Source organism: Asanoa ishikariensis (assembly GCF_900107455.1).
Classification (GTDB): domain Bacteria; phylum Actinomycetota; class Actinomycetes; order Mycobacteriales; family Micromonosporaceae; genus Asanoa; species Asanoa ishikariensis.
In genome coordinates, this window is the sequence record NZ_FNQB01000007.1 from 123563 (window position 1) to 148054 (window position 24492).

General features: G+C 71.9%; 24 protein-coding genes. 13 read left to right on the top strand and 11 right to left on the bottom strand.

From position 1 onward, the window contains the following. The first annotated feature begins 89 nt into the window (after positions 1 to 89). Together BLV39_RS41530 and BLV39_RS41535 are read left to right on the top strand one after the other, a co-directional pair. Positions 90 to 1061: a sensor histidine kinase gene (locus tag BLV39_RS41530; RefSeq protein ID WP_090804913.1), complete on the top strand. Its 972-nt coding sequence runs from the start codon at positions 90 to 92 to the stop codon at positions 1059 to 1061. A gap of 25 nt (positions 1062 to 1086) precedes the next feature. Then, positions 1087 to 1401, top strand: coding sequence for a hypothetical protein (locus BLV39_RS41535; RefSeq protein ID WP_143050134.1), 315 nt, complete (start codon positions 1087 to 1089; stop codon positions 1399 to 1401). An 81-nt stretch (positions 1402 to 1482) separates the two neighbouring features. Here BLV39_RS41535 and BLV39_RS41540 read toward each other — a convergent pair whose 3' ends face one another. After that, positions 1483 to 2307 (bottom strand): alpha/beta fold hydrolase, encoded by an 825-nt coding sequence (locus BLV39_RS41540; RefSeq protein ID WP_090804917.1) that lies wholly within the window; start codon positions 2305 to 2307, stop codon positions 1483 to 1485. Between the two features lie 100 nt (positions 2308 to 2407). Between BLV39_RS41540 and BLV39_RS41545 the strand changes: the two genes are divergently transcribed. From BLV39_RS41545 to BLV39_RS41565, 5 genes are all read left to right on the top strand, one after another. Then, positions 2408 to 3739: an FAD-binding oxidoreductase gene (locus tag BLV39_RS41545; RefSeq protein ID WP_090804919.1), complete on the top strand. Its 1332-nt coding sequence runs from the start codon at positions 2408 to 2410 to the stop codon at positions 3737 to 3739. 122 nt (positions 3740 to 3861) lie between these two features. Then, entirely contained in the window at positions 3862 to 4872 is a 1011-nt protein-coding gene (locus tag BLV39_RS41550) for an ABC transporter substrate-binding protein (protein WP_090804921.1), read from the top strand. Further along, positions 4859 to 5902, top strand: coding sequence for a FecCD family ABC transporter permease (locus BLV39_RS41555; protein ID WP_090804923.1), 1044 nt, complete (start codon positions 4859 to 4861; stop codon positions 5900 to 5902). The genes BLV39_RS41550 and BLV39_RS41555 overlap by 14 nt, the downstream gene beginning before the upstream one ends. Then, a complete protein-coding gene (locus BLV39_RS41560) occupies positions 5903 to 6970 on the top strand; it encodes a FecCD family ABC transporter permease (RefSeq protein ID WP_239084111.1) in 1068 nt (355 codons plus the stop codon). Next, positions 6967 to 7740 (top strand): ABC transporter ATP-binding protein, encoded by a 774-nt coding sequence (locus BLV39_RS41565; RefSeq protein WP_090804925.1) that lies wholly within the window; start codon positions 6967 to 6969, stop codon positions 7738 to 7740. Before BLV39_RS41560 ends, BLV39_RS41565 begins: the two co-directional genes overlap by 4 nt. Positions 7741 to 7743: 3 nt before the next feature. On the opposite strand, the gene BLV39_RS41570 is transcribed toward BLV39_RS41565, so the two are convergent. From BLV39_RS41570 to BLV39_RS41585, 4 genes are all read right to left on the bottom strand, one after another. Further along, positions 7744 to 9489, bottom strand: a complete 1746-nt coding sequence (locus BLV39_RS41570) for an ABC transporter ATP-binding protein (RefSeq protein ID WP_090804927.1) — start codon at positions 9487 to 9489, stop codon at positions 7744 to 7746. Then, on the bottom strand, positions 9486 to 11162 hold the full coding sequence (locus BLV39_RS41575; protein WP_090804929.1) for an ABC transporter ATP-binding protein: 1677 nt from the start codon (positions 11160 to 11162) through the stop codon (positions 9486 to 9488). The genes BLV39_RS41570 and BLV39_RS41575 overlap by 4 nt, the downstream gene beginning before the upstream one ends. 75 nt (positions 11163 to 11237) lie before the next feature. After that, positions 11238 to 11969: a hypothetical protein gene (locus tag BLV39_RS41580; protein WP_090804931.1), complete on the bottom strand. Its 732-nt coding sequence runs from the start codon at positions 11967 to 11969 to the stop codon at positions 11238 to 11240. A 27-nt stretch (positions 11970 to 11996) separates the two neighbouring features. Further along, positions 11997 to 12401 (bottom strand): nitroreductase/quinone reductase family protein, encoded by a 405-nt coding sequence (locus BLV39_RS41585; RefSeq protein ID WP_090804933.1) that lies wholly within the window; start codon positions 12399 to 12401, stop codon positions 11997 to 11999. Positions 12402 to 12506: 105 nt separating this feature from the next. Here BLV39_RS41585 and BLV39_RS41590 point away from each other — a divergent pair, with 105 nt between their 5' ends. The 3 genes from BLV39_RS41590 to BLV39_RS41600 all read left to right on the top strand — a co-directional run bounded on the left by BLV39_RS41590 (position 12507) and on the right by BLV39_RS41600 (position 13806). Beyond that, positions 12507 to 12692, top strand: a complete 186-nt coding sequence (locus BLV39_RS41590) for a hypothetical protein (RefSeq protein WP_090804935.1) — start codon at positions 12507 to 12509, stop codon at positions 12690 to 12692. Between the two features lie 156 nt (positions 12693 to 12848). Continuing rightward, positions 12849 to 13334 (top strand): hypothetical protein, encoded by a 486-nt coding sequence (locus BLV39_RS41595; RefSeq protein WP_090804938.1) that lies wholly within the window; start codon positions 12849 to 12851, stop codon positions 13332 to 13334. A 100-nt stretch (positions 13335 to 13434) separates the two neighbouring features. Beyond that, positions 13435 to 13806 (top strand): hypothetical protein, encoded by a 372-nt coding sequence (locus BLV39_RS41600; protein WP_239084112.1) that lies wholly within the window; start codon positions 13435 to 13437, stop codon positions 13804 to 13806. A 2-nt stretch (positions 13807 to 13808) separates the two neighbouring features. On the opposite strand, the gene BLV39_RS41605 is transcribed toward BLV39_RS41600, so the two are convergent. Beyond that, complete coding sequence (locus BLV39_RS41605) at positions 13809 to 14198, bottom strand: hypothetical protein (RefSeq protein WP_143050135.1); 390 nt, start codon at positions 14196 to 14198, stop codon at positions 13809 to 13811. Between the two features lie 205 nt (positions 14199 to 14403). On the opposite strand from BLV39_RS41605, the gene BLV39_RS43505 reads away from it, so the two are divergent. Further along, positions 14404 to 15669, top strand: coding sequence for a DMT family transporter (locus BLV39_RS43505; protein ID WP_176985360.1), 1266 nt, complete (start codon positions 14404 to 14406; stop codon positions 15667 to 15669). 513 nt (positions 15670 to 16182) lie between these two features. Next, positions 16183 to 18171 carry a hypothetical protein gene (locus tag BLV39_RS41625; RefSeq protein WP_143050137.1) on the top strand — a complete coding sequence of 663 codons (1989 nt, stop codon included), beginning with the start codon at positions 16183 to 16185 and terminating at the stop codon, positions 18169 to 18171. 61 nt (positions 18172 to 18232) lie between these two features. On the opposite strand, the gene BLV39_RS41630 is transcribed toward BLV39_RS41625, so the two are convergent. Then, the gene (locus BLV39_RS41630; protein WP_090804950.1) at positions 18233 to 19444 is read right to left on the bottom strand and encodes an alcohol dehydrogenase catalytic domain-containing protein; all 1212 of its coding nucleotides are present in this window, start codon (positions 19442 to 19444) and stop codon (positions 18233 to 18235) included. A gap of 175 nt (positions 19445 to 19619) precedes the next feature. Here BLV39_RS41630 and BLV39_RS41635 point away from each other — a divergent pair, with 175 nt between their 5' ends. Then, entirely contained in the window at positions 19620 to 20492 is an 873-nt protein-coding gene (locus BLV39_RS41635) for an alpha/beta fold hydrolase (protein ID WP_090805045.1), read from the top strand. Here BLV39_RS41635 and BLV39_RS41640 read toward each other — a convergent pair. The 4 genes from BLV39_RS41640 to BLV39_RS41655 all read right to left on the bottom strand — a co-directional run bounded on the left by BLV39_RS41640 (position 20467) and on the right by BLV39_RS41655 (position 24488). After that, positions 20467 to 21819 (bottom strand): FAD-binding oxidoreductase, encoded by a 1353-nt coding sequence (locus BLV39_RS41640; RefSeq protein ID WP_176985361.1) that lies wholly within the window; start codon positions 21817 to 21819, stop codon positions 20467 to 20469. The two genes, BLV39_RS41635 and BLV39_RS41640, sit on opposite strands and share 26 nt — an antisense overlap. A 25-nt stretch (positions 21820 to 21844) precedes the next feature. Beyond that, a complete protein-coding gene (locus BLV39_RS41645) occupies positions 21845 to 23425 on the bottom strand; it encodes a Na+/H+ antiporter (protein ID WP_239084113.1) in 1581 nt (526 codons plus the stop codon). Positions 23426 to 23527: 102 nt separating this feature from the next. After that, positions 23528 to 24049: an FUSC family protein gene (locus tag BLV39_RS41650; RefSeq protein ID WP_090804954.1), complete on the bottom strand. Its 522-nt coding sequence runs from the start codon at positions 24047 to 24049 to the stop codon at positions 23528 to 23530. A gap of 25 nt (positions 24050 to 24074) precedes the next feature. Further along, positions 24075 to 24488: an OsmC family protein gene (locus BLV39_RS41655; protein WP_090804956.1), complete on the bottom strand. Its 414-nt coding sequence runs from the start codon at positions 24486 to 24488 to the stop codon at positions 24075 to 24077. Positions 24489 to 24492 lie beyond the last annotated feature (4 nt).

Consider the following 24492-nt stretch of genomic DNA (forward strand, 5'->3'; position numbering starts at 1 on the left):
ATGATCAACAGCGTCGCCGCCATGGGTGGCAGCACCCATTTCACGAACGCGGTTGGACGGCACGCCGGCCGTACCCGCAAGCTCGTCAGGTGTCCCTGTTCTGGCGGATCTTCCTGCTCAACGCGGCCGTGCTGTCCCTCGCGACCGCTTTGCTGCTGTTCACCCCGGCCACGGTCTCCACCGCGGCGCGGCCCGGCGAGGTCGCGGTCGTCTTCGCCGGCCTCGCGGCCATGTTGGTGACGAACGCCGCACTTCTGCGCCTCGGCCTGGCCCCGCTGTCCCGACTGACCCGCACGATGGCGACGGTCGACCTGCTGCGCCCCGGCCGGCGGCTGGCGGTGGCCGGCAACTCCGGCATCGCCACCCTGATCCGCACGTTCAACACGATGCTCGAACGCCTGGAGGCCGAGCGCGCGACCACGGCCGGCCGGGCACTGTCCGCGCAGGAGGCCGAGCGGCGGCGGATCGCGCAGGAACTCCACGACGAGGTCGGCCAGAGCCTCACCGCCGTGCTGCTGGAGCTCAAGCGGGTCGGCGACCAGGCGCCGCCCGGCCTGCGCGCGGACCTCGCCGAGGTGCAGGAGACGACCCGCAACAGCCTCGACGAGATCCGCCGCATCGCCCGCCGCCTACGCCCCGGGGTGCTGCACGAGCTCGGCCTGACCAGCGCACTGCGGGCACTGGCGACGGAGTACTCGACCCGCGGCCTCAACGTCCGCGCCCGGATCGGCCCGGACCTGCCGGACCTGCACGAGGAGGCCGAGCTCGTGCTCTACCGCGTCGCGCAGGAAGGCCTGACCAACATCGCCCGGCACGCCCGGGCCGAGCGGGTCGAGCTCACCCTGCGGCGCACGGACGACGGCGTGGAACTGCTGGTCGGCGACGACGGCCGCGGGCTGCGCGGTGCACCGGAGGGAGCGGGAATCCGCGGCATGCGCGAACGCGCCCTGCTGGCCGCCGCCGACCTCACCGTCGGCGCGGGTCCAGGCGGCGGCACCGAGGTGCGGCTGCGGATGGGTGTCAGCACCGATGCGGAGCCGGTCCGGGAGCGGCAAGGCTGAAGGTCCTCAGCTTGGGAGGCCCCCGATGCCCGTTTCCGTGGAACCCATGATCGGCCGCGACCTCAGAGATCGCGACAACCGCCCGACGGGCAAGATCCGGGCCGTCTACCGCTATCCGGCCGAGCTGGAGATGCCGTGGGGTGTGGCAGCGGTGGTCAGCGGGCGACTGCTGCGCTCGATGCACCTGGTCGACCTGAAGGACGCCGACATCGAACCCGACGCCGTGCGCGTGCCGCACGCCAAGCAGACCATCACCAGCGCGCCGCACTTCACCCCGCTGGTCGGCGACACCCTCTCGGAAGGCCACGCCGCACAGGTCCGCGACCACTACCTGAGCTGACGCGCCACTGCGGCCCGGGCCCGCGACCGACGCGCCAGTGCGGCCCGGGCCCGCGACCGACGCGCCGCTGCGGCCCGGCCACTACCTGAGCTGACGCGCCACCGCGCTCCGGAACGACGCGGCGAAGCGGTCCGGCTCCTCCAGCCAGGGAAAGTGGCCGGCGTTCTCGATGACGTCGACCTCGCAGTCGAGGAGCGTTCCGAGCCGGCGCAGGGCGTCGGCGGGGCGGCTGTCGCCGACTCCCCCGATGATCATCGCGCCGGGTGGCAGGAGCTGTTTCAGCTCTGGCACGCGCGCTTCGAGCGGCGCGTCGCGCATCGCCGCGTTGAGCTGGGCGTTCATCGCGTAGTTGACGGGCCGCAGCATGCGGGCCGAGGCATCGGCCCATGCCCAGGCCCGCATGCGGTCGGCGTGGTCGGTGAACCACGAGAGGGTCAGGTACTCGATCTCCTCGGCGTCGGTGCGCGCGGCGGTCGCGTCGAGCTCGTCGAGCCTGGCCTGTTGCTCGGCGGTGCGCCGCTCCCGCGCCCCGTCCCGCCACGGGTCCAGGAACGGTCCGGCGAGCAGGACGAGGCCGGCCACGCGCTCAGGGTGTGCCAGCAGGAAATAGCTGGCCAGGTTGGTGCCGTACGAATGCCCGACCAGCACGACCCGGTCGTGTCCCCAGGCGTCGAGCAGCGACACCAGGTCCTGGATGTGGCGGGAGAGTAAGCGCTCACCAACCCAACCGGACCCGCCGGTCCCGCGCTGGTCGTAGCGGTGGACCACGCACAGGTCCTCGACGAGTTCCGCGACCGGCGCGAGGTAGTCGGGGACACCGGGCCCGCCGTGCAGCATGACCACTCCCGGGGCGGCCGTGCCCACGGTCCACGTGCGCAGCAGCACGCCGTCGTCCATCTCGATCATGTGGCGGCAGCGTAGTGCGGCCAGGTCCGGGTAGGCGCACCTGACAAGTCGCCGGGCTGCGACGTCGGAGGGATGTAGCCAGTTATTAGGAGGACGAACCATGAGCTCAGCGTTCGAGACGCTTCGCCGCGACTTCGGTGGCGACATCATCGAACCCGGTGCGGCGGACTACGAGTCCGCGAGCCGCACCATTTTGGCGTCGGGCAGTCCCGCCCAGGTGCTGCGACCCAAGAACGTCGGCGATGTGCAGGCCGCGGTCAGGTTCGCGAAGGGCAAGGTGCTGTCCGTACGCGGTGGCGGGCACGGTTTTCCGGGCTTCGGCACCAACGACGGCGGTGTCGTGATCGACCTGAGCGACCTCGCGGACGTGGAGGTCGTCGACAGCGAACGCCACCTCGTGCGGATCGGGGGCGGCGCGACGTGGGGACCGGCCGCGGTCGCGTTGGCGCCGCACGGCCTGGCGATCTCGGCGGGCGACACCAAGGACGTCGGCGTGGGTGGGCTGGCCTTGACCGGCGGCATCGGCTGGAAGGTCAGGAAGTACGGGCTGGCCCTCGACAGCGTGGTCGGCGCCGAGGTGGTCACCGCCGCAGGCGAGGTCGTGCGCGCGTCGGAGACGGAGAATTCCGACCTGTTCTGGGCGATCCGTGGTGGCGGCGGCAACTTCGGGATCGTGACCGCGTTCGACTTCGTGGCCCACCCGACCACCGATGTCTTCCACGGCCGGATCACCTTCCCGGCCACGGAGGCGGCGACCATCCTGCCTGGATGGGCGGACTACATGCGCACCGCGCCGGAAGGGCTCACCTCGGTGGCGAACCTCGCCAACCCGATGGCCGGCGGGCACAAGGCTCCCGTCGAGATCCACGTCATGTTCGACGGCGACGACGAGCAGGAGGCCGCCGCCGCGCTCGACCCGATCCGCGGGCTCGGGACCGTGGTCGACGACGACGTCGCGCTCAAGCACTATGCGGACTCCCTTATGGACGGAGCACCGCTGCCGCTGGGCCTCGCGCTCGTGAACCGCAGTGCTTTCGTCGACCGGGACTCGGTGCCTGACGTCCTGCGGATCCTGACCGAAGTCGGTGCGGCGGAGCACTCGCCGTTCATCGCCGTGCGCAGCGTCGGGGGTGCGGTCGCCGAGATCCCGGCCGATGCCACCGCGTACGCCCACCGGCAGGCAGAGCTGATGTTCGTTCTGGTGACCGGTGGCCCGCAACCGATGGTCGACGCTGCCCGTCCGGCGCTGGAGGCGATCTGGTCCAAGCTCGCGCCGCACATCGACGGCATCTACGGCAACTTCGTGTCGACCGCCACCGACGACGATGTCGCCGGCATCTACCCACCGGCGACGTACCACCGACTCGCGGCGGTCAAGCGGAAGTACGACCCGGACAACCTGTTCGCCCGAAACGAGAACGTGCGTCCGTGAGAAGCGCTGATCAGAGGGCATCAATCTGATCTCACCGACTAGCCAACCAGCGCAATGATGGTTAGCCTACCCTAACCGTCAGGCCGCTGGAGCCTGCTCGGATCCAGAGAACGGAACCCCTCATGCGCGCGTGGCGTCCGATCCTCGCCGTGGCGGTGCTCAGTGCCGCCCTCGCGGGTTGTGGCAACAACACAGACAGTGGAGGCACCGCCCCCGCCGCCGCCGCGGGCCCGTGGTCGTTCACCGGCGGGTCCGGCAAAGAGGTCAAGGCGGACAAGGCTCCTACCCGGATCATCGCCCACGCGGGCGAGGCCGCGGCGCTCATGTCGTTCGGCATCAAGCCGGTCGGGATCTACTCCGACGAGTCCGTCAAGACCGATCCGAACCTGAAGAACCTGGACCTCTCCGGCATTACGATCCTCGGCGAGGAGTGGGGCAAGATCGATGTGGAGAAGGCCGCCTCGCTCGCGCCGGACCTGATCGTCGGCGACTGGTGGCCGGCGGAGAAGGCGCACAGCGGCATGGAGGAGGGCGTCGACGAGAAGAGCAAGAAGCTCGCCGAGCTCGCTCCGATCACCGGCGTCTCCCAGGGCAAGTCCATCGTGGAGCTTGCCGAGGGCTACGAGGCCCTGGCCAAGAGCCTCGGCGCCGACGTCGACAAGCCGGAGATCGCGGCCAACAAGAAGCGCTTCGAGGAGTCGGTCACCAAGTTCAAGGACGCGGTGAAGGCCAAGCCCGGCCTGAGCGTCGCGGCCATGTCGCCGGCTGACGACAAGGTCTACGTCGCCAACCCGGAGTACGCGCCCGAGCTGCTCGACCTCCAGAACTTCGGCATGGATGTGCTCAACCCGGCGAGCCCCGACCCGGGCTTCCCGTACTGGGAGAACCTGAGCTGGGAGAACGCCGACAAGTACCAGCCGGACCTGATCCTGTGGGACGGCCGCTCGTTCACCCCGACCGCCAACGCCGAGTGGGGCAAGAAGCAGCCGACCTGGTTCAAGCTCAAGGCTGCGAAGGCCGGCGCGACGGTTGCCTGGCCGGCGTTCTGGCTGCACACGTACGGCGACTTCGCCACCGAGCTCGACAAGCTGACCGAGGCAGTCAAGGCCGCGGATCCGAATGTCGGTGGTTAGCCCACCGGCGACCACGCGCGTCGCGCGGCGAGCCTCTGCCCTCGGGCCGGGGCTCGTCGCGCTGTGCGGCGTGCTCGCCGTCGTCGCGTTCCTGAGCGTGACGCAGGGTTCGCGCGACATCGGCCTGTCCGAGGTGCTGCACGCCCTGCGCGGCCTCGACGACGACGGTTCGATCAGCAGCACCATCACGCTCGAGCTGCGAGTCCCCCGCACCCTGCTGGGCATCCTGGTCGGCGCCGCGCTCGGCGTGGCCGGGGCGATCCTGCAGGGCGTGACCCGCAACCCGCTCGCCGACGCGGGCATCATGGGCATCAACTCCGGCGCCGCCGCCTTCGTAGTGTTCGCCATCACCGTGCTCGGCGTGCGCGGCGTCGGCGTCTACGTCTGGTTCGCCTTCGCCGGCGCGATCGCCGCCCTGGTGCTCGTCTACGCGATCGCCTCGCTCGGCCGCGAGGGCGCCACCCCGGTCAAGCTCGCCCTGGCCGGCGCGGCCGTCACGGCCGGGCTGGCCTCCGTCACCACCGGCATCATCATGACCAATGTGGACGCCCTCAACGAGCTGCGGTTCTGGCAGGTCGGTTCGCTGGCCGGCCGGTACGCGCCGATCCTGACCGGCGTCGCGCCGTTCCTGCTCGTCGGCCTGGTCGCCGCGCTCGGCTTCGGCCGCGCGCTCAACGGCCTGGCACTCGGCGAGGACATGGCCCGCGGCCTCGGTCAGCACGTCGGCCGCACCCGCATCGCCGCGTTCGCCGTGGTCGCGGTGCTCGCCGGCGCGGCCACCGCCGCCTGCGGGCCGATCGTCTTCGTCGGGCTCATCGTGCCGCACGTGGCCCGGTTCATCTGCGGTCCGGACTACCGCTGGATCCTGCCGTACTCGATGCTGCTCGCCCCGATCGTGCTGCTGCTGGCCGACGTGCTCGGCCGGGTCGTCGCCGCACCGGACGAGGTGCAGGTCGGCGTGGTCCTCGGTGTCGTCTGCGCGCCGGCGTTCGTCGCGATCGTGCGCTACGCCCGCCTGTCGGAGGCCTGAGTGACCACAACGCTGTCCAAAGTAGAGGCCCCCGCCGTCGACGTGGCCGCCGCGCTGCGCCGCAACCGCCGGCGCCGCGGCACCCGGGCCACGGTCGTGCTCACCGCCCTGGCCGTGCTGGTGTTCGCCCTCTTCGTCGTCACCATGATGATCGGCAGTTTCCGGATCGGCCCGTTCGACGTGATCGCCTCGGTGCTGCACCTGTCCGACAACGCCGGCGTCGACTTCGTGGTCCGCGAGCTTCGGCTGCCGACCGCCATGGCCGGCCTCGGTGTCGGCCTCGCGCTCGGCGCCTCCGGCACGATCTTCCAGCAGGTGCTGCGCAACCCGCTCGCCTCACCGGACTTCGTCGGCGTGACCTCCGGCGCCGGCCTCGCCGCGGTCGTCGCCATCGTGATGCTGGGCACCGGCGGCCTCGTGGTCAGCGGCCTCGCCCTCGGCGGCGCCGTCCTCGCGGCCTCGCTGATGTACGTGCTGGCCTGGAAGGACGGCGTCACCGGCTACCGGTTCATCCTGATCGGCATCGGCATCGCGGCCTTCTTCGACGGCCTGATCGGCTTCGTGCTCTCCCGCGCCAAGCTTTTCGAGGCCAGGCAGGCGATGCACTGGCTGACGGGCTCGGTCGGCCAGGCCAGCGACACGGAGCTACGTCTGCTCTTCGGCGGGCTGCTGGTGCTGCTGCCGGTGGCCGTCCTGCTGCAACGCCCGCTGCGGGCCCTCGACCTCGGCGACGACACCGCCCGCACGCTGGGCACCCGGGCCGAGCTCAGCCGCGCCGCACTGCTCGGCACCGCCCTGGTCCTGGTCGCCCTGGCGGTGTCGGTGGCCGGCCCGATCGTCTTCGTCGCCCTGGTCGCCGGACCGATCGCCAATCGGCTGCTCGGCCCGGCCACCGGCGGCATCGTCGCCGCGGCGCTGGTCGGCGCCGCCACCCTGCTGGCCGCCGACCTGGTGGCCGTGCACCTGTTGCCCACCGCCCTGCCGACCGGCGTCGTGACCGGCGCCGTCGGCGCACCCTATCTGCTGTGGCTGCTGGCCACCACGAACCGGCAAGGAGCGGGCGGTTGAGCCGACTGCGCACGAAAGAGCTGACTCTCGGGTACGACGACCGCGACGTCGTGAGCAACCTCGACGTGACCATCCCCGACGGCAAGGTCACCGCGATCGTCGGCGCCAACGCCTGCGGCAAGTCCACATTGCTTCGTGGGCTGGCCCGGCTGCTGACACCGCGCGGCGGCGCCGTCTATCTCGACGGGACCGTGCTGGCCGACCTGCGTACCCAGGATGTCGCCAAGGTGTTGGGCCTGTTGCCGCAGTCGCCGGTGGCGCCGGACGGCATCACGGTCGCCGACCTGGTGTCCCGCGGCCGCTATCCGCACCAGGGCTGGTTCCGGCGCTGGAACGACGACGACCACGACGCGGTCAGCAAGGCGCTGGCCGCCACCGGCACCGCGGACCTGATCGACCGGCCGATCAAGTCGCTCTCGGGCGGGCAGCGGCAGCGGGTCTGGGTCGCGATGGCGCTGGCCCAGGACACCGACCTGCTGTTGCTCGACGAGCCGACCACCTACCTGGACATCAACCACCAGGTCGAGTTGCTGCGCCTGCTGCGACAGCTCAACGCCGAGTCGGGCAAGACCATCGTGGTGGTGCTGCACGACCTCAACCTGGCCTGCCGCTTCGTCGACCACCTGATCGCGATGTCCGACGGCAAGATTGTTTCTGAAGGCCCGCCGACCGAGGTGGTAACGGCCGACCTGGTCGAGGCCGTCTTCGGCCTGAGCTGCCTGGTGGTCCCGGACCCGGTCGCGGGTACGCCGATGATCGTGCCGGCCTAGCTTCTAGCGGTGCCAGGCTGCCCAGAGGGTGGCGTACGCGCCGCCGGCGGCGATCAGGTCCGCCGGTGTGCCGAGTTCGACGATGCGGCCGTGCGCCATGACGGCGATCCGGTCGCAGGTCTGGGCCTGGGTGAGCCGGTGCGCCACCACGATCGCGGTGCGGTCGGCCAAGAGGGCCGCGCTGGCCAGGTCGAGCTGCCGGGCACCGGCGCTGCCGGCTTCGGCGCTGGCCTCGTCGAGGATGACCACCGGCGGGTCGACCAGCGCGATCCGGGCCAGGGCGAGCTGCTGCGCCTGGCTGGCGGTCAGCGGGTGCTCGCCGTCGCCGACCCGGGTCGCCAGACCGTCGGGCAGCGCGGCCACCCACTCGTCGGCGCCGGCCAGCTTCAGCGCGGCGTGCAGGTCCTGGTCGGTCGCGTCCGGCACGGCCAGGCGCAGGTCGTCGGCGAGGGTGCCGGCGAACACGTGCACCTCCTGGGTGACCACGCCGACGACGCGGCGTAGCTCGTCCGGCGCGAGGTCCTGGATCGGCCGGCCGCCGAGGAGCACGTCGCCGCCGGTGGCCGGGAAGACCCCGCCGAGGATGGCCGCGAGGGTGGTCTTGCCGGCGCCGCTCTCGCCGACTACGGCCAGCGACTCCCCGGCCGGGATCTCGACCGACACGTCGTGCAGCACGGTCGGACCGTCGAGGTAGTGGTGCCGGACCGCCGTCGCGACCACGCTCGTCGGGGGCCGCGTCGTGGGCCGGTCTCCGCCGCGCCGGGCGGGCGGTTCGAGGTCCGCGACGCCGACCAGCCGGGCCAGCGCGGCGCCGGCCGACTGGACGTCGTTGAAGGTGACCAGCAGCATGCCGAGCGGGCCGAACAGGCGGTGGAACAGCAGGGCCGCGGCGGTCACCTCGCCGACGGTGCTCGCGTCGGCGCGGACCAGCAGGAAACCGGCGAGCAGCACCGCGGTGAGGCCGATCGCCTCGGCGTAGTTCATCACGTTGGCGAACCAGAGGAACCCGCGAACCGCCTTGAGCCGCGCGTCGACGGCGCCGCGGGAGGCCTGCTCGACGCGGGCGCCCTGGCGGTCCTCCATCCCGTACGCGTGCACCGTGCGCGCACCGTGGAATGTGGACAGCAGGCTCTGGGTGCGGACCGCGACCGCGCGCCGTTCCGCCGCATAGCGGGCCTCGGCCTGGGGCAGGAAGCGGCGCAGGCTGACCGCGTACACCGGGAAGACGACCAGGAAGGCCAGCGCGATCCGCCAGTCCAGCGTGGCGAACCCGGCGAAGGTGATGGCGACGGTGACCAGCGCACCGAACACGTCGGCGGCTAGTTGGGTGGCGTCGGTGACCTGCTCGACGTCGTCGGTGACCCGGGAGGCGACGTCGCCGGAGCCGGCAGCCTCGAGGCGGGCCGCGTCCATCCGCAGCGCGTGGTCGAGCACCTCCTCGCGGAGGTCGGCGCAGGCGCGTACGCCCCACTCGGCGACGAGCCAGCGCGCGGTGCCGGTGAGCACCGCGGCGGACAGACCGGCGACCAGCGTCCAGGCCGCGATGCGCAGCAGGTCATGGGTGCTGCCGCGGTCGGCGACCAGGTCGACGAGCCGGCCGAGCAGGATCGGCACCATGACGGCGGATCCGCTGGCCGCCGCCGACACCAGCACGGAGGCCAGTCCGAGCAGTGGATAGCGGCGCAGCTTGCGCCAGAACGCGGCGGCGGTGGCGCGTCCGCTCGCGACGGGCAGGATGGCGGCGGTCATCGCAGCACCACATCCGCGTACGCGGGAAGGTCGAGAAGATCTCGATGGCGTCCCGTGCCGGCGACCCGGCCGCCGTCGACGAAGACCACCCGGTCGCACCGGTCGAGCAGCGGCGCGCTGGTGGTGACCAGCACGGTGGCCCGCCCGCCGGTGGCCCGGTGCGCCCGCACGCCTTCAGCGATCGCGTGCTCGGTGACCGCGTCGACCGCGGTCGTCGGGTCGCGGAAGACGGTCACCGGCCGGTCCGCGAGCAGCGCCCGGGCGACCGCGACCCGCTGCCGTTGGCCGCCGGAGAGGTTGGAGCCGTGGTCGAGCAGCGCATGGTCGAGCTCCTTGCCCAGGTCGGTCATGGACGCCGCCGTCATCGCCTCGGTCATGGCGCCGTCGTCGACCTGCCCGTCGTCGGTGCGCAGCGCCTCGCGCAGGCTGTCGCCGAACAGGTCGACCGCGTGCGGCTCGACCAGCATGGCCCGGCGCAGGTCAGCGATGTCGAGCTCCTGCAGTGGTGTGCCGGCCAGCGTCACGCTCCCCCGCTCCGGCACCCGGGCGCCGGCGAGCAGGTCGGTGACGGCGTCCGCGGCGGCTATCTCGGTCGTGACGACGCCGAGCAGTTCCCCCGGGTCGACCTTGAGGCTGAGGCCGTCGAGGCCCGCGGTGTGCACGTCGTCGAGGACCAGCTGGCCGGTTTTGGCGGGTGTGCTTCCGGACGCGGCCCGCTCAGGCGCGGCGAGCACCTCGGCGACCCGGGCGGCGCTGGCCCGGGCGGTGGCGAGCTGGAACACGCAGTGCGCGAGGTTGAGCACCGGGTCCGTGAGGAACGCGGCCAGCCCGACGATGGTGATCAGCTCACCGATGGTGATCCGGCCGCGCAACGCGAACCAGCCGGAAAGCGCGGAGACGACGGCGATCAGCAGGCCGGTGGTGAAGGTGGACACGCTGACGAACGCCGAGCCGGCCTTGATCGCACCGATGTTGGCCCGCAACGAGGTACGGCTCGCGGTGCGGTAGCGGCGCGCGGCCTCCTCGACACCCCCGAACCCACGCAGCGGCCGCAGCCCGGTCAGCAGGTCCGACGCGGTGCCGGCGGCCTGGCCGAGCGACTCCTGCTTCGCGGAGGTGTGCCGTTCGACCACGGGCCCGAGCGCGTTGAGGGCGAGCACGAGGATCGGGATGCCGATCACGAGCCCGATGCCGAGCGACCAGTCGATCCGCAGCAGCACGACGGTCGAGACCACGAGCCCGAGCGACGCGGACACCACCCGGCTGCCGATCTCCAACAGCTCCGAGGCGTTCTGGGTGTCGGAGGTCGCGATCGACAACAGCTCGCCGGTCTGCCGCTCGGTGCTGATCCCCCGCCCGGTGACCACCCGCCGGACGACCTGCAGGCGCAGGACGTGCGCCTCTTCGAGCTCGGCCTTGGAGAGGAACCAGAGCCCGGTGCGCCAGCCCATGGTGAGCGCGGTGAACAACGCGAAGACGCCGAGGACCGACCAGACCATCGCCCACGTCGAGCCGGTGCCGACAGCCTGGTCGATGACCAGACCGATGGCCACGGGTACGAGCGCCTCACACACCTGATGCAACGACCAGAAGCCGGCAGTCAGCGCGACACCGCGGCGCTGGCGCCGGAACATCTCACCAATGAGCCGGCGGGTCGGGTTCGCCTCTGCCATTCCACCCCACCTACGACAAGTTAGGAGAGGCTAACTTGCCGCCGGGGGCCACCGTCAAGCCGATTGCCGGCCGCCCTACAGGTGGTGATCCCGGCCCCACACGTACAGATCGCGTTCGCGGCGGCGTTTCGGAACGGCGGCGAGGACGAGGCGACGGAAGAGGCCGAGGTTGGCGGGCAACGCGGCAATGTCGCCGGCCCGCAGCCGTGGACTGGCGACGATCAGAGCACCGTCACGCATGGTCACGACGGCGCGGTACTGGCGTACGTCGCCGGGACCGTCAGGGCGGAACAACGTCTCGCCCGGACGCCGCGCGCGGATGATGTGGCGTGCGCCCGGGTGAAGGTGATCGAGGAGGGCGTGCGGGCCGTCCGGTTCGCCTTGGCGGACGAGCCTGGCCAGCGTGTCCGAGTCGACGGAGACGAACGCACCCGGATCTCGCGGCCACCGCCAGCGGTTCCACGAAGGCCGGAGGTCGGGGGCCGTTCCCGGCGGTGGCCACGCCGGGGCCGCCTCGAGAAAGGCGATGTCGACGTTCGTTTCGGCCAGCCGCGAGCGCAGCCACGCCCGCTGGAACTCGTCGGCCGTCTGCCAGGTCCACACCAGGCCGCCGCCGCTGGTCCGGCCGGCTCCCGGCAGGTGGTGACAGACATCGGCGATCGCCGCGATCTGGGCGAGGTGCCCGTCGGGATGCGTCGCGTGCTCTGGTCGGTTCGCGAGCAACCGGATCTCGATCATCGCCCGCGACAGCAGGGTCACGTTCGCCTCGTGGAGCTGGTTCCGCGACGGGGTTCGACGCGGACGCATGGCCAAAACCGTATCGCCCTGTCGCTGTCAGTCTGGGTCGAGGTCGATCCGGACGGTCAACGGGCTGGTGTCGGACAGCCCCGCGGTGGCCAGGCACAGTCGGCGGGCCAGGCCGGCGTGCGCAAGGATCCGTCGGCGTTCGGCCGGGTCGTCGTCGGGAAGCAGGCGAGCGACGCCGGTGCGCCATCGCCCGCGACTTACCTTGACCCGGACGCGGGGATCGGCCTCCACATTGCGCACCCAGTCGGCGTCGCGGCCGTGCTGGGAGACCAGCCAGAAGGCCTCGCCGTCCGAGCCGTCGCAGACCGGTGTGCGGCGCGGCTTGCCCGAGCGCCGCCCGGTCGTCTCCAGCAGAGCGTCACCCGGGATGGGGAGCCGCAGCGTCCACGCGAGCCGGACGACCGGGTTGACGACCCGCCGCTGAATCGCCATACGCCCGGATTACCCCGGATCGCGTGGAAGATGCGCCTGCGTAATCGGCCCCCGACGGGGTATTTAGTAGCTATCAGCCCGTCCGTCCGAGGAGAGGAACCACAGATGCTCGCCACCGTTGTCAGGCGTTGGGCCGTCGTGGCGGTCGCCCTGCCGCTGGCCGCCGCCGGGATTCGAAAAGTCAGTCAGGTCGTCGAAGCCCGCCGCGGACCCAGCGGGGTGACCAGGAGCATGCGGCAGTTCGCCGATCTGCTCGGCATGGGGCGCCGTAAGCGGCGTCGGTTCTTCTGAGTTCGGCCCAGCCCTCCGGGAAGTGAGACGGTCACACCCTTCGGCCCATTGACGCGACGCCCGGAAACACTGACGCTCATCATTGGATGGTCACTGCGTCGCGGGGAGCGTGTGATGAGCCGGAGAATCTTCAGCATGGGCACTATCTGTGTCCTGATGGCGTCGCTGGCGGCGGTCGTGGCCGCCACGCCCGCACTGGCGGACCCAGGCAACGGCACCCGGTTCAAAGCCCCGCCCGCGCCGTCGGCGGCTGCCGTGGCGCGTATGGCCGCCGTGCCTGCGCGGACGCCCCAGATCACGCCGCGGCTCACGCCGGTCATCTTTCCGCCCGATGGTTATTACAACTGCGCGGTCGACAACCTATGCGTTGTCGTATGGGATCCCAACTACCTGTACGTCTACGGCAACGGGTCGGCGAGGATCGGCGCCTGGCGGCAGTTCAACCTGTTCAACTGCTACGAATACACGCTGATCGACTGGTACTCGTTGGGCTTCTACCACAACAACCAGCGGCCGTCGGGGCCGAACGGCATACGGTCCTATTTCAGGAACCAGTACCACAACAACCTGACGACCATCACGCCGGACAACATCGGGCATGGGTACATGTGGGACCCGATCTGGTACATCAGGAACTGCTGACCGTTCGGCCGAGGCCGATCGTCCGTACGCGGGACCCCGATCGGCAGACCGCACCGATCCCACTCGTCCGCACGTACGGGGACTAAGGGATCATGTGGTCGTGAGCTTCGATCTGGTAGTGCTGGCAGCTGGGACCACGGCGACGTTGGACGATGTGCGGGCAATGGCGGATCGGTCCGTCGGCCGGCCGCGGGTGGAGGGCGACCCCGACCCGCGGATCGCGGCCTTCTACGAGGATCTGCGGGCCGGTTTCAGCGACGACCCGGCGTACGACGGTGACTCGCCCTGGGTGACCACCCCGCTGGTGGTCGGCGTCGACCACGTGGCGATGTCGATCGTCCACTCCCCGGTCGGCGACGACGCCGTGGACGTCGTGCTCCAGCTCGCCGAGAAGCACGGCCTCGTCGTCTACGACCCGCAGGGTGACGAGGCGACCGGCCTGGACGGCGATTACGCCGACGCGGTGGGCTGACCTCAGACCTTCGCCACGACCTCTTCGATCACCTGGACCATCTTGTCCTGCGGCACGATCTTCGGGGCGGCGAACAGGACCAGGCGCAGATCCTCCTGGTACGGGAGCGTCACCACCACGATCCGGATCGAGTCCGAGACGTAGCCGACGCCCGCCTCGCCGACGTCCTCGACCGGAAGCTCGCGCGCCTTCAGCTTGGTGGTGGACGACGAGCCGAGGACCTTCACCACCGCGCTCGCCGGCAGGATCTGGCACGCGGAACTGATCTTCGCCAGCCGCTCCGGGCCGGTCGGCGAGGGTGGCGCGGCCGATGGCGGAGCCGGCACCCACGCACCGCCGCTCGCGCCCTCCGCGCCGCAGCCGGTGAGCGCCGCCACCACCACGCACGCCAACAGCAGACTCCGAACAACCCCGTTTGCCCCGAACAATGGAACGACCTTCCGGTACGGGCGCCGGGCGTACCCCGGACGCTCTGTTGATCAAGCGTTGACCCGCGTGCCGGCGTCACGCGGACGTGGATGAACTTCCGATGACCGATCGGGACAGCCCGGCCGCCCGGCGGCTTCGCTGTGAGATCGTTCGCGGCGGGAGGTGCGGATGCTTCTCGTCGTGCTGCTCGGCCTGTCGGCCGCAGTCCTTCTCTCGGTCGCGGCGGCGCTGCAGCAGCACGCGGCCCAGCGGGTGGCGCGCGCGAAACCGGTCCGGCGCGGGCCGCTGCCGCTGCTCGGGGTGGCCCACCGGTTGCTGCGCTCGCCGATGTGGCTGTCCGGCCAGGTCGCCGGTGCGCTGGGCGCCGGCGTGCAGGGTGCCGCGCTGCACCTCGGCTCGGTCGCGCTCGTCCAGCCGCTGCTGGCCACCCAACTGCTCTTCGCGCTGCCGCTCGGCGCGCGGCGCACCCGGCGCCGGCCGCGGGCCAGTGACTGGTTGGCGGCCGCCGCCATCGTCGGCGCGCTGACGCTGTTCCTCTCGGTCCGCGGCGCGGTGCCCGCAGGCGGACACTCCGACCCTGGTCGCGTGCTGCTCGCGGTGGTCCTGACTGCGGCCCTGGCCGGCCTGCTCGTCACCGTGGCGGCGACCTGGAAGCCCGGCTACGCCACCCTGCTCGCCGTCGGCGGCGCCCTCTGCTCCGCGTTGGCCGCGGTCCTGCTCAAGGTGACCTCGGAGAGCGTCGCCGAACGCGGCGTGGTGGTGACGATCCAACACTGGCCGATGTACGCGCTGCTCGGCGCGATCGCCGGCGCTCTGGTGCTCGGCCAGCAGGCGTTCGCGTCCGGCTCGTTGGCCGCCGCCGTGACCGCGGGCTCGGTCACCAATCCCGTGGCCAGCTACCTGCTCGGCATCCTGGCCTTCCACGCGGCGCTTCCCCACGGTGCCGGCCCTCGGGCCGCCCTGGCCGGCGCGGCCGTGCTGCTGGGCACCGGTGCCTGGGTGCTGAGCCGCTCTCCCCTCACCGGCGTCTCAGGCGGCGAGCTCGACGTCCGGCAGCCTCGGCGGGCGGAGGCCGGCCAGCATGGGCAGGTCCTTGCTGATCACGCCCGTCACGCCGATCCGCCGCGCGTGCGCCAGCGCGGACGGCGAGTCCACCGGCCAGGCCAGCACGGTGTCGGTGGCCCGGCGCAGTTCCTCGACAATGGGCGCGGACAACAGCCGCAGCCGGATCGACACTCCGTCCACCCGGCCGCGGCGCAGGCGGGCGCGCAGGCGGGCCAGTTGCAGCGGGTCGCTCGCGGACAGGATCCGCCGCACGTGCGGCTGGCCGGCGAACGCGTCGAGCATCGTCCACTGCTTGGTGCACACCGCCACCGGTACGCCCGGCGCGTACTCCCCCAAAGCCTCAGCGACCAGCGGCGCGACCGCGAGTGACGGGCCCTTGAGGTCGAGCATCAACCTCGGGTCGCCGGCGGCGGTGGCCAGCACCTCGGGCAGCGTCGGCACGACCAGGTCGCGCCGCCGGTGCACCTCGAGCCACTTCTCCCAGTAGAGGTGCGGTCCGATCGCCTTGCGGTGCCGGACCTCCAGCGAACCGCGATAGAGGTGCACGTCGGCCTCGACGAGGTCGACGTCGGCGGCGAGCGCGGCGCGCAGGTCAGCAAGGGTGTTGCCGGCCCGGTGTGCGACGGAAAGCAGGCTCATGAGCGGCAGAGTAGCGCTCCACGAATGCCCGGACGCCGATGCCTGGGCGACCGGGGGTTGAGCAGCCGGCAAAGAGACGGTACGAGTGCGTGCGGGTGGGACGCCCGGGATATGTGAGACGGATTCTCCGGATCCTCATCTTTTGCGCCTTACGTCCGGCACTATCGGCCGTACGGGCATGAGCGTGCCGCATGTCCGGCTCGGGACCGGAGTGACGCGAGCGGCTGATTACGGGGGATCAGAATGAAGAAACGAGCGCGGCTCGGTGCCGTGGCAGTGATGAGCGCGATGGGTCTGCTGGCGCAGGTTCCCGCGTTCGCCCGGGTGCAGTCGGAGGTGACCGGCCCGGTCACGGACAGGTGTGCGACCACGGACGCGCCCGCGGACGACTGGGCCGAGCCGTACGACGGCGAGGTCTACCTGGACCCGGCACCGACCGACGTGCCGTTGCCGCCGCTGGCCGCCGCGCCGCACGGGGTCGCACCGAGCCCCGACCCGTCGGCGCCACCCGCGGTGGCGGAGCCGACCGCCACCCCCGCGCCGGCGGACACCGCCGGACTCGCCGCGCCACAGGTCGCACCCTCCCCGGGGCCGACCGACCTGCCCCCGGTCGCACCGCAGACCGCGCCGACGCCGGCCCCGGCGGTGTCCGGCGTGACGGTCGACCCGCCGGCCGTCGCCGGTCCGACACCCAGCGCCGAGCCGTCTGCGCCGGGCCTGGCCACGGTGCCGCCGGCGGACCCGCCGTCGCAGCCGGCCGTGGTCGTGCCGGGACCCACCGCCACCCCCGACCCGAACCTGCCGATCGACCCCAGCACCGACCCCACGGCGCTGGCTGACCCCTCGACGCTGGCTGACCCCACTGCGCTGGCTGACCCCACGGCGCTGGTCGATCCCCTTGCCCCGGTCGACCCGAACGCCCTCGCCGCGCCGACGCCGACCGCCGACCCGAGCACGCTGCCGGGTTTGACGGTGGAGCCGGACGCGACCGCCATGCCCGACCCGAACGCGCTGCCGGGCGGAGTCGGCGGCGGAGCGGCCGAGCCGGGTGTGCCGGTCGAGCAGTTGGTCGTCCCCACGCCGGCTCTCACCCCGGACCCGCTGGCCGCCGCTGCGACCGAGGCGCCCGGTCTGGTCGCGGCCGAACCGGAGCTGACACCGACACCGAGCGCCGCACCCGCCGTCGCCGAACCTGACCTCGCCGCGCCTGACCTCGCCGCACCCGATGCCGCCGCGACCGGGCTGGCGCCGGCCGCGCCGGACCCGGCCGCCGCCCTGGGTGAGCCGTCGGCCGCGCCGTCCGGTGTGCTGCCGGGCGTCACCCCGAGCGCCGCGCCGTTCGACCCGTACGCCCTGGCGCAGCCGGCCGACCCGACCACGGTGACCGGGGAGGCCGCACCGCAGCCCGGTTGGAGTGGCAGCGCGCAGGACTGGTCCGGCCTGCCGCAGGACGACGGGTGGAGCCAGGACGGTTCGGTGCACAACGGCGAGAGCACGTGGATCGACGAGGCCCCGGCGGCCGACTCGTTCCAGGCGCCGGAGGCGGACGCGTGCGCACCGGACGCGGAGCCGCCGGCCGCCGACCCGTACAGCGACGGCTACGCCGATGGCTATGACGCCGGCTACGAGGCGGCGCTGGAAGAGCACGGGCTGCTGGACGAGCAGTGGTCGACGGAGCCGGAGTACCAGCAGGAGGCGGACCCGGCGCCGGAGACGCACAACTACGAGGAGCCCGCGCAGCAGCACAGCGAGCCGCAGCGGCACGAGCCGCAACAGTCCTACCAGGACGCTCCGGACGTGCGTGACGTGCCGGACGCGCCGGCCCCGCAGCGCGAGCCGGTCGCGGTCGACCCGGTCCCGCCGGCACCGGTGAACCCGGAGCCCGTCGTGCAGGAGCCCATGGCACACGGACCGATGGCGCAGGGACCGATGGGTTACGGACCGATGGCGCACGAACCGGCCGCGCAGGAGCCCGCCGCGCAAGAGCCGGCCGCGCAGGAGCCCGCCGCGCAGGAGCCGGCACGGGTCGACGCCGGCCCGTGGGGTCCGGGAGCCGCGGGCATCACCGTGGCGAAGCCGACCGGCGAGGACCCCGGCAACGGTCCGGCGACCAATAGCTGGATGCCCGGCGACGCGGGCGCGGAGACCAAGGACGCCAAGCCGGCGAAGAAGACGTCCAAGACCACCAAGGCGGCCAAGGCCAAGACGGCGAAGCCGAAGACGGCGGGCTAGCCCCGTCCACCCGCCGCCCGCAGCCTCGTCCGGCGCTGCGGGCGGCGCGGTGTGTCCGGGGTCAGGAGGCGGTCACCGCCACCTCGAGCCAACCGGGACTGCGCCGGTCGAACTCGCGGTAGCCGGACAGCACGTCGGTCAGCGGCTCGTGCTGGGTGAGCATGCGCCGGGTGTCGACCGCGCCGTGCTCCACCATGGACAGCAGTCGAGGGATGTACCGGGGATGGTTCCCGTTCCCCATGTTGATTTTCAGGTTCCGGTTCATCGCCAGGCCGAGCGGGAAGAACCGGTCGGTACGCGGATAGACCCCGACGATGCCGAGGGTGCCGGCCTTGGCGAGGCTCTCCACCGCCCACTCCCCCGCCTGGGCGGGCGCGTCGCCCGGCTCCCACTGGCCGTCGTGCGCGTTGGTCACCGGCGCGATGGTGCGCACCTCGTCGCGATGCTCGGCGTCGTGCGCCCGGGCGTCGGCCGCGGCGGGACCGGACCGCGCACTCTCCGCGTCGACACCGACGGCGTCGATCGCCCGGTCCGGACCGGTGCCGAGGGTCAGCTCCAGCAACGCCTCGACGGGGTCCTCCCGGTCGAAGTCGACGATCTCGGCGCCCAGGGCGCGGGCCCGTTCGAGGCGGTCCGGATGGTGGTCGACGGCGATCACCCGGCCGGCGCCACGCTGGAACGCCGACAGGATCGCGAACTGGCCCACGGGTCCGCAGCCGAAGACGGCCACCACGTCGCCGTCGGAGACGTTGGCGATCACGGCGCCGAAGTAGCCGGTCGGGTAGATGTCGGACAGCGCGATCGCCGCGTCGTCGGAGACCGCGTCCGGCAGCGTGAACATGTTGGTGTGCGCGCACGGCACCCGCACGTACTCGGCCTGCGTCCCGTCGAACGAGCCGGTCGAGGCGGGCGAGCCGTAGGACGCCGTGCCCGAGCGCCGGCCCGCGGGGTTGATCTCGTCGCACTGGGCGAAGTAACCGGCCCGGCAGTAGACGCAGGAGCCGCAGCCGAGCACCGCGGAGAGCAGCACCCGCTCGCCGGCCACGTGGTTGCGGACGCCCTGGCCGACCTCTTCGACCACACCGACACCTTCGTGCCCGAGGATGGTCCCCGGCCGCATGCCCGGCACCGTGCCACGGACGAAGTGCAGGTCGGTGCCGCAAATGGCGGCGGTGGTGATCCGTACGACCGCGTCGGTCGGGGTCTCGAGCTTGGGCTCGGCCACGTTGTCCAAGCGGATGTCGCCCACGCCGTGGAACACGACGGCTTTCATCGTCGACCGCCTCTCGATGCGAGGATCGGGGCGGGCCGGCGGCATCACGTCGACGGGGCGCGATGCGCTGACCCGTCTCCCTCACCATCGCACGGCCCGCGCGGCGTCGCGGCGATTAGGCTGGAACTCCTCGCCCCGGTTTGCCGCACACCAGTCGACCCGAGGGATGCACGGCATGGCGACGACATATCTGGAAACCGATAACCGGACCAGCACGGCCGCGGACGGGATCACCTACGCGTACCGCGAGTCTGGCGTGGGCGACCCGCCCCTGGTGCTGCTCCAGCATTTCCGCGGCAACCTCGACAACTGGGATCCGGCCCTGATCGACGCGCTCGCGGCGAACCGCCGCGTGATCATGTTCGACTACGCCGGTGTCGGCGCCAGCACCGGCAGCACCGCCGACAACGTGGACCAGATGGCCCGCGAGACGACCGCGTTCCTCACCTCGCTCGGGCTCGACCGGGTCGACCTGCTGGGCTTCTCGATCGGCAGCTTCGTCGCCCAACGCATCGCGCTGGACCGGCCCAGCCTGGTGCGCCGGCTGGTGCTCGCCGCCACCGCGCCCCAGGGTGCGGAGGGCATGTTCGGCTGGGCACCCGAGGTGATCGGTGCGCTGAACACCAAGGAGGGCAGCCCGGACGGCTATCTGTCGGTGTTCTTCGCCGACAGCGACAGCAGCCGCGCGGCCGGGGCGCAGACGCTGAAACGCATCTTCGCCCGCGACGCCGGCCGGGACACACCGGTCTCGTCGGATGCCTGGACCGCGCAGTACGACGCGGTGGTGCGGTGGGGCAATCCGGACCACGGCGCGCTGCAACGCCTCAGCGCGATCGACATCCCGGTCTTCGTCGCGAACGGCGACCACGACCCGATGATCCTGCCCCGCTACAGCCACCTGGTCGCCGGGCTGCTGCCGCACGCGGACATCAAGACGTATCCGGACTCCGCGCACGGCTTCTTGTTCCAGCACTTCCGCGAGTTCGCCGACGACGTGACCGCGTTCCTGGACGAGCCGGACGTCACGGGGTCCACCAGCCGAGGGTGACGCCGTCCGGGTCGTAGCGCCGGCGCACCTGGCCGAGCCGCTCGCGGATGTCGTCGGGCCAGCACGCGGCGACCCGCTCCGGCGTGATCGGCTGGGCCAGCACGTTGGGGTTGTTCACGGCGGAGATCCACGGCGCGGCGACGCTGTCCCAGCGGGCGGCGGCGGCCGGCACGACGGTGTCGAAGAGCTCCGGCTGCGCGGACACCAGCGCGATCACGTAGTCCGAGGCGCGGCCGCCGACCGCCGAGCCGCCGGGGACGTCCCGGCTGGTGGCGCCGCCGAGGTGCCGCCACTCGGCGGCGAAGAACGGCGAGTCCGTCGCGTCCGGGCCCGCCATCTCCAGGAACACCGTCGCCAGACCCTGGTCGGCCCGATCGATCATCGTGCCGTGCACGTACGCCGGGATCGGGTCGGTCGGGTCGTTGTGGATCCGGCCCAGCTCGGTGGTCGGCACCTCACCGAGCAGGTCGAGGTAGACCGGCGCGGCCGCCCGCAACGGCGCCACCAGCCGCTCCCCCTCGGCCGGGTCGCCCGGGAACGCGAACCGCACGCCCAACAGCTTCCTGCCCCGCATCGGCTCGGGCACCTCCGGCAGCGGCGGGAACGCGACGGCCTGCACGCTGGTGGTCACCCGGTCGTCGGCGCCGTCCGTCCAGTCGACCCAGGCGCGCAGCATCCGGTCGATGTCGGGAGTGTCCACGAAGAACGATCCACCGTAGACGGACGTCAGCTCGACCAGCCGGACCCGCACCTCGGTCACCACGCCGAGCCCGAACTTGCCGCCGCGCAGCGCCCAGAACAGATCCGGGTTGGTGTGTTCGTCAGCCTCGACCACCTCGCCCTCGCCGGTGACGACCGTGAACCCGATCGCGTAGTCGGAGCTGAAACCGTGGCTGCGGGCCAGCGGTCCCATCCCACCGCCGAGCAGATAGCCGACCGCGCCGACGCGCGGGGACGAGCCGGTGATCGGGGCCAGCCCGTACGCGGCCGCCGCGTCGACCACCGCCTTCCAGCGCACGCCGGCGCCGATCGCCGCCGTGCGGGTCTCCGGGTCCACGTGCAGGTGGTCGAAGCGGGAGGTGTTGAGCAGCAGGCCGGACCCGATCTCCAGCTCGGCGCCGTGCCCGGTGCCCTGCACGGAGATCCGCATGCCGGCCTCGCGGGCGTACCGCACCGCCGCCACCACGTCCGCCACCGACGTGGCCGTCGCCACCAGTTCCGGGCGCGGGTTGAAGGCGAGGTTGAAGCCCGCCACGGCCGCGGCGAAACCCTCGTCGCCGGGCTCGAGAACCGGTCCGCCGACCTTGCCGGCGAGTGTGGAAGTCATTTCGCTGATCCTTCCTGGGTGTGGCTCAGTCGGCCCTGGGTGGGCCGAGCAGTCCAATCTCGGTGACATCGAGGGACGCCTGTAGCTCGCGCATCACGATGTCGTCGATCTCGCGGCGGTCCCGCATCGCAGTGACGGCCAGCCGCTCGTGCTCGAGCACGCCAAGCCGCAGCCGGCGCTCGAGCTGCTCGGCGCTGGTCAGCTCGGAGTGCCCGTCGCCGCTGCGGGCCTCGCTGACGGCCAACTCGTAGTCGCCCCGGACCCGGTCGGTCATGTACGCGGGAGCGGACAGCGACCGCGCCACCGCCGGCAGGGCGGCCAGCCCGGCTTCCGCCGCCCGGACCCGGGCGTGCCGGGCCTCGTCGATCCGGGCGCTGTCGCCGGTAAGCCCGGCCCAGCGGACGATCATCGGCAGGGTGAGCCCCTGCACCAGGATCGTCGTCAGGATCACCACGGAGGTGACGAAGACGATCAGGTCCCGGTCCGGGTAGGGCGTGCCGTCGGAGAGCACCGACGGGACAGCGAGGGCCGCGGCCAGGGAGACCGCTCCGCGGAAGCCGGCCCACCCGTACGCCGTGCGGACCTTCCAGTTGAGCCGCCTGGTGCGCTGGACCGCGCGGCGGTCGAGCAGCCGGATCAGCAGGGCTGCCAGGTGGATCCAGACGATCCGCGTCACCATCACGACGGCGGCCGCCGCGAAGGCGATGCCTACGGCCCGGCCCATCTGGTCGTTGTCGATCCGCCGTGCGGCGGCCGGGATCTGGAGGCCCACCAGGACGAACAGGCTGCCGTTGACGATGAAGGTCGAGAGGTTCCAGAAGGCGAACGCCTGCACCCGGGAACGGGCCCGGATGACCCGCGGGCCGGCGTACGAGTGGACCAACCCGACCACCACGACGGCGACCACGCCGCTGGCGTGGATGACGTCACCCACGAAGAACGCCGCGAACGGGGTGAGGATCGACAGGCCGCCCTCGCGCAGCGGGTCGTCCATCCGCCGTCGGATCCAGATGAACAGGGCGCCGGTGACCAGGCCGGCGATCAGCCCGCCGACGATCGACCAGATCAGGTCGCCGGTGATCGCCAGCAGCGAGGGCGAGGTGCCGTCCACCAGCATGCCGAGCGCGACCGCGAACAGCACCAGCGCGGTGCCGTCGTTGATCAGGCTCTCCGCGCGCAGGGTCGTCAGGTTGCGGCGGGGCATCCGCTTGGCCAGGCCGGCGACCGCGGCGGCGTCCGTGGGCGCCAGGACGGCACCCAGGATCCAGGCGGCGGCCGACGCGACCCCGATCGCCTGGAGCGAGTAGGACAAAGCAACCATGGTTGCGATGACCAGGCCGATCGCGGACAGCAGGATCACCCGGATGTTGGCCCGGATCTCCCGCAGGCTGGTGTTGAGGCTCTCCCAGTAGAGGATGCCGGGCAGGAAGATCACCAGGACCGCGGACGCGGGCAGCCGGACGTCGGAGAGCCGCGGAATGAACGCCAGCAGGCCACCCATCACGAGCAGCAGGACCGGCGGCGCGACGCTGTAGCGCCGGCCGATGGTGGTGCCGACGATGACCGTCGCGCCAAGTGCGACGACCACGAGCAACCCTTCCAGCACCGCTTCACCCCCGTGTCCGCGGCTGGACCACCACCAGCATGCCGCGAACAGCCCCCGAACCAGGTGTGATCTAGGCCGTGTCCTGCCCTGATGAAGCGGCGGCTACCGCAGGTGCGGGTGCACCAGCTTCAGGGACAGCCACGCGGTGCCCACCCCGATGACCACGCCGATCACCGTGTCGATGAAACGCAGGATGGGCTGCTGCCACGGCTCCACGGGGCTGATCGTGGACACCACCAGCACCACGGCCGTGGTGATCGCCGCCGTGGTCGCGTCGCCCGGCCGGCCGATCAGCAGCCCGACCGCCGAGGAGATGCCGATCAGGAGCGCGAACGCCCAGAGGTGGAACGGCAGGAAGACGAGATAGACCAGGCAGATGACGAAGCTGATCAAGGTGCCCGACATCCGGGAGACGCCGGCCGCGAGGCTCTCCTGGAACGAGGCCCGGCTCACGAAAATCGTCGCGAGCGCCGCCCACATCCCGCCGAGCAGGTCGCTGTCGCGGCTGTCGAGGTAGACGTGGGTGAACACCCCACTGGCCAGCCAGAAGGCGAGCAGGCAGGCCAACCCGAGCACCGTGCTCTCGGCGAGCGCCAGCCGCACCCGCACCGGTGTCGGCGGCATTTTCGCAGGCTACCGCCGCGAACCCTTAGGAGTGCGGGGTTTCCGGGATCTCGACGTCTACTGTGGTCTGCTCCCGCAGTGCGGTGCTGACCGTGCAGTGCTTCTCGTGCACCCGCTCGGCGACCGACCGGAACACCTGCTCCGCCTCGGCGTCGTCCGGCGGCAGGGTCACGTCGTACGTCATGGTGATCGACCCGAGCTTGTTGGGCTTGACCCGCTCCGCGTCGAGCGTGGCGGCGAGCCGGGCCAGCCGGTGCCCGCGCTGCGCGGTCAGCGGCTCCACGGTGACGATGTTGCACCCGCCGAGCGCCGCGAGCAGCAACTCGACGGGGGTGAAGTCGGCGCCGTCCGACAGCCCGAAGCGGATCTCGGCGCCGCGACCGTTGCGGGCGACGTAACCGCCGTCATCGGTGCGCTCGACCTCTACGTTGTAGCCCATCTAT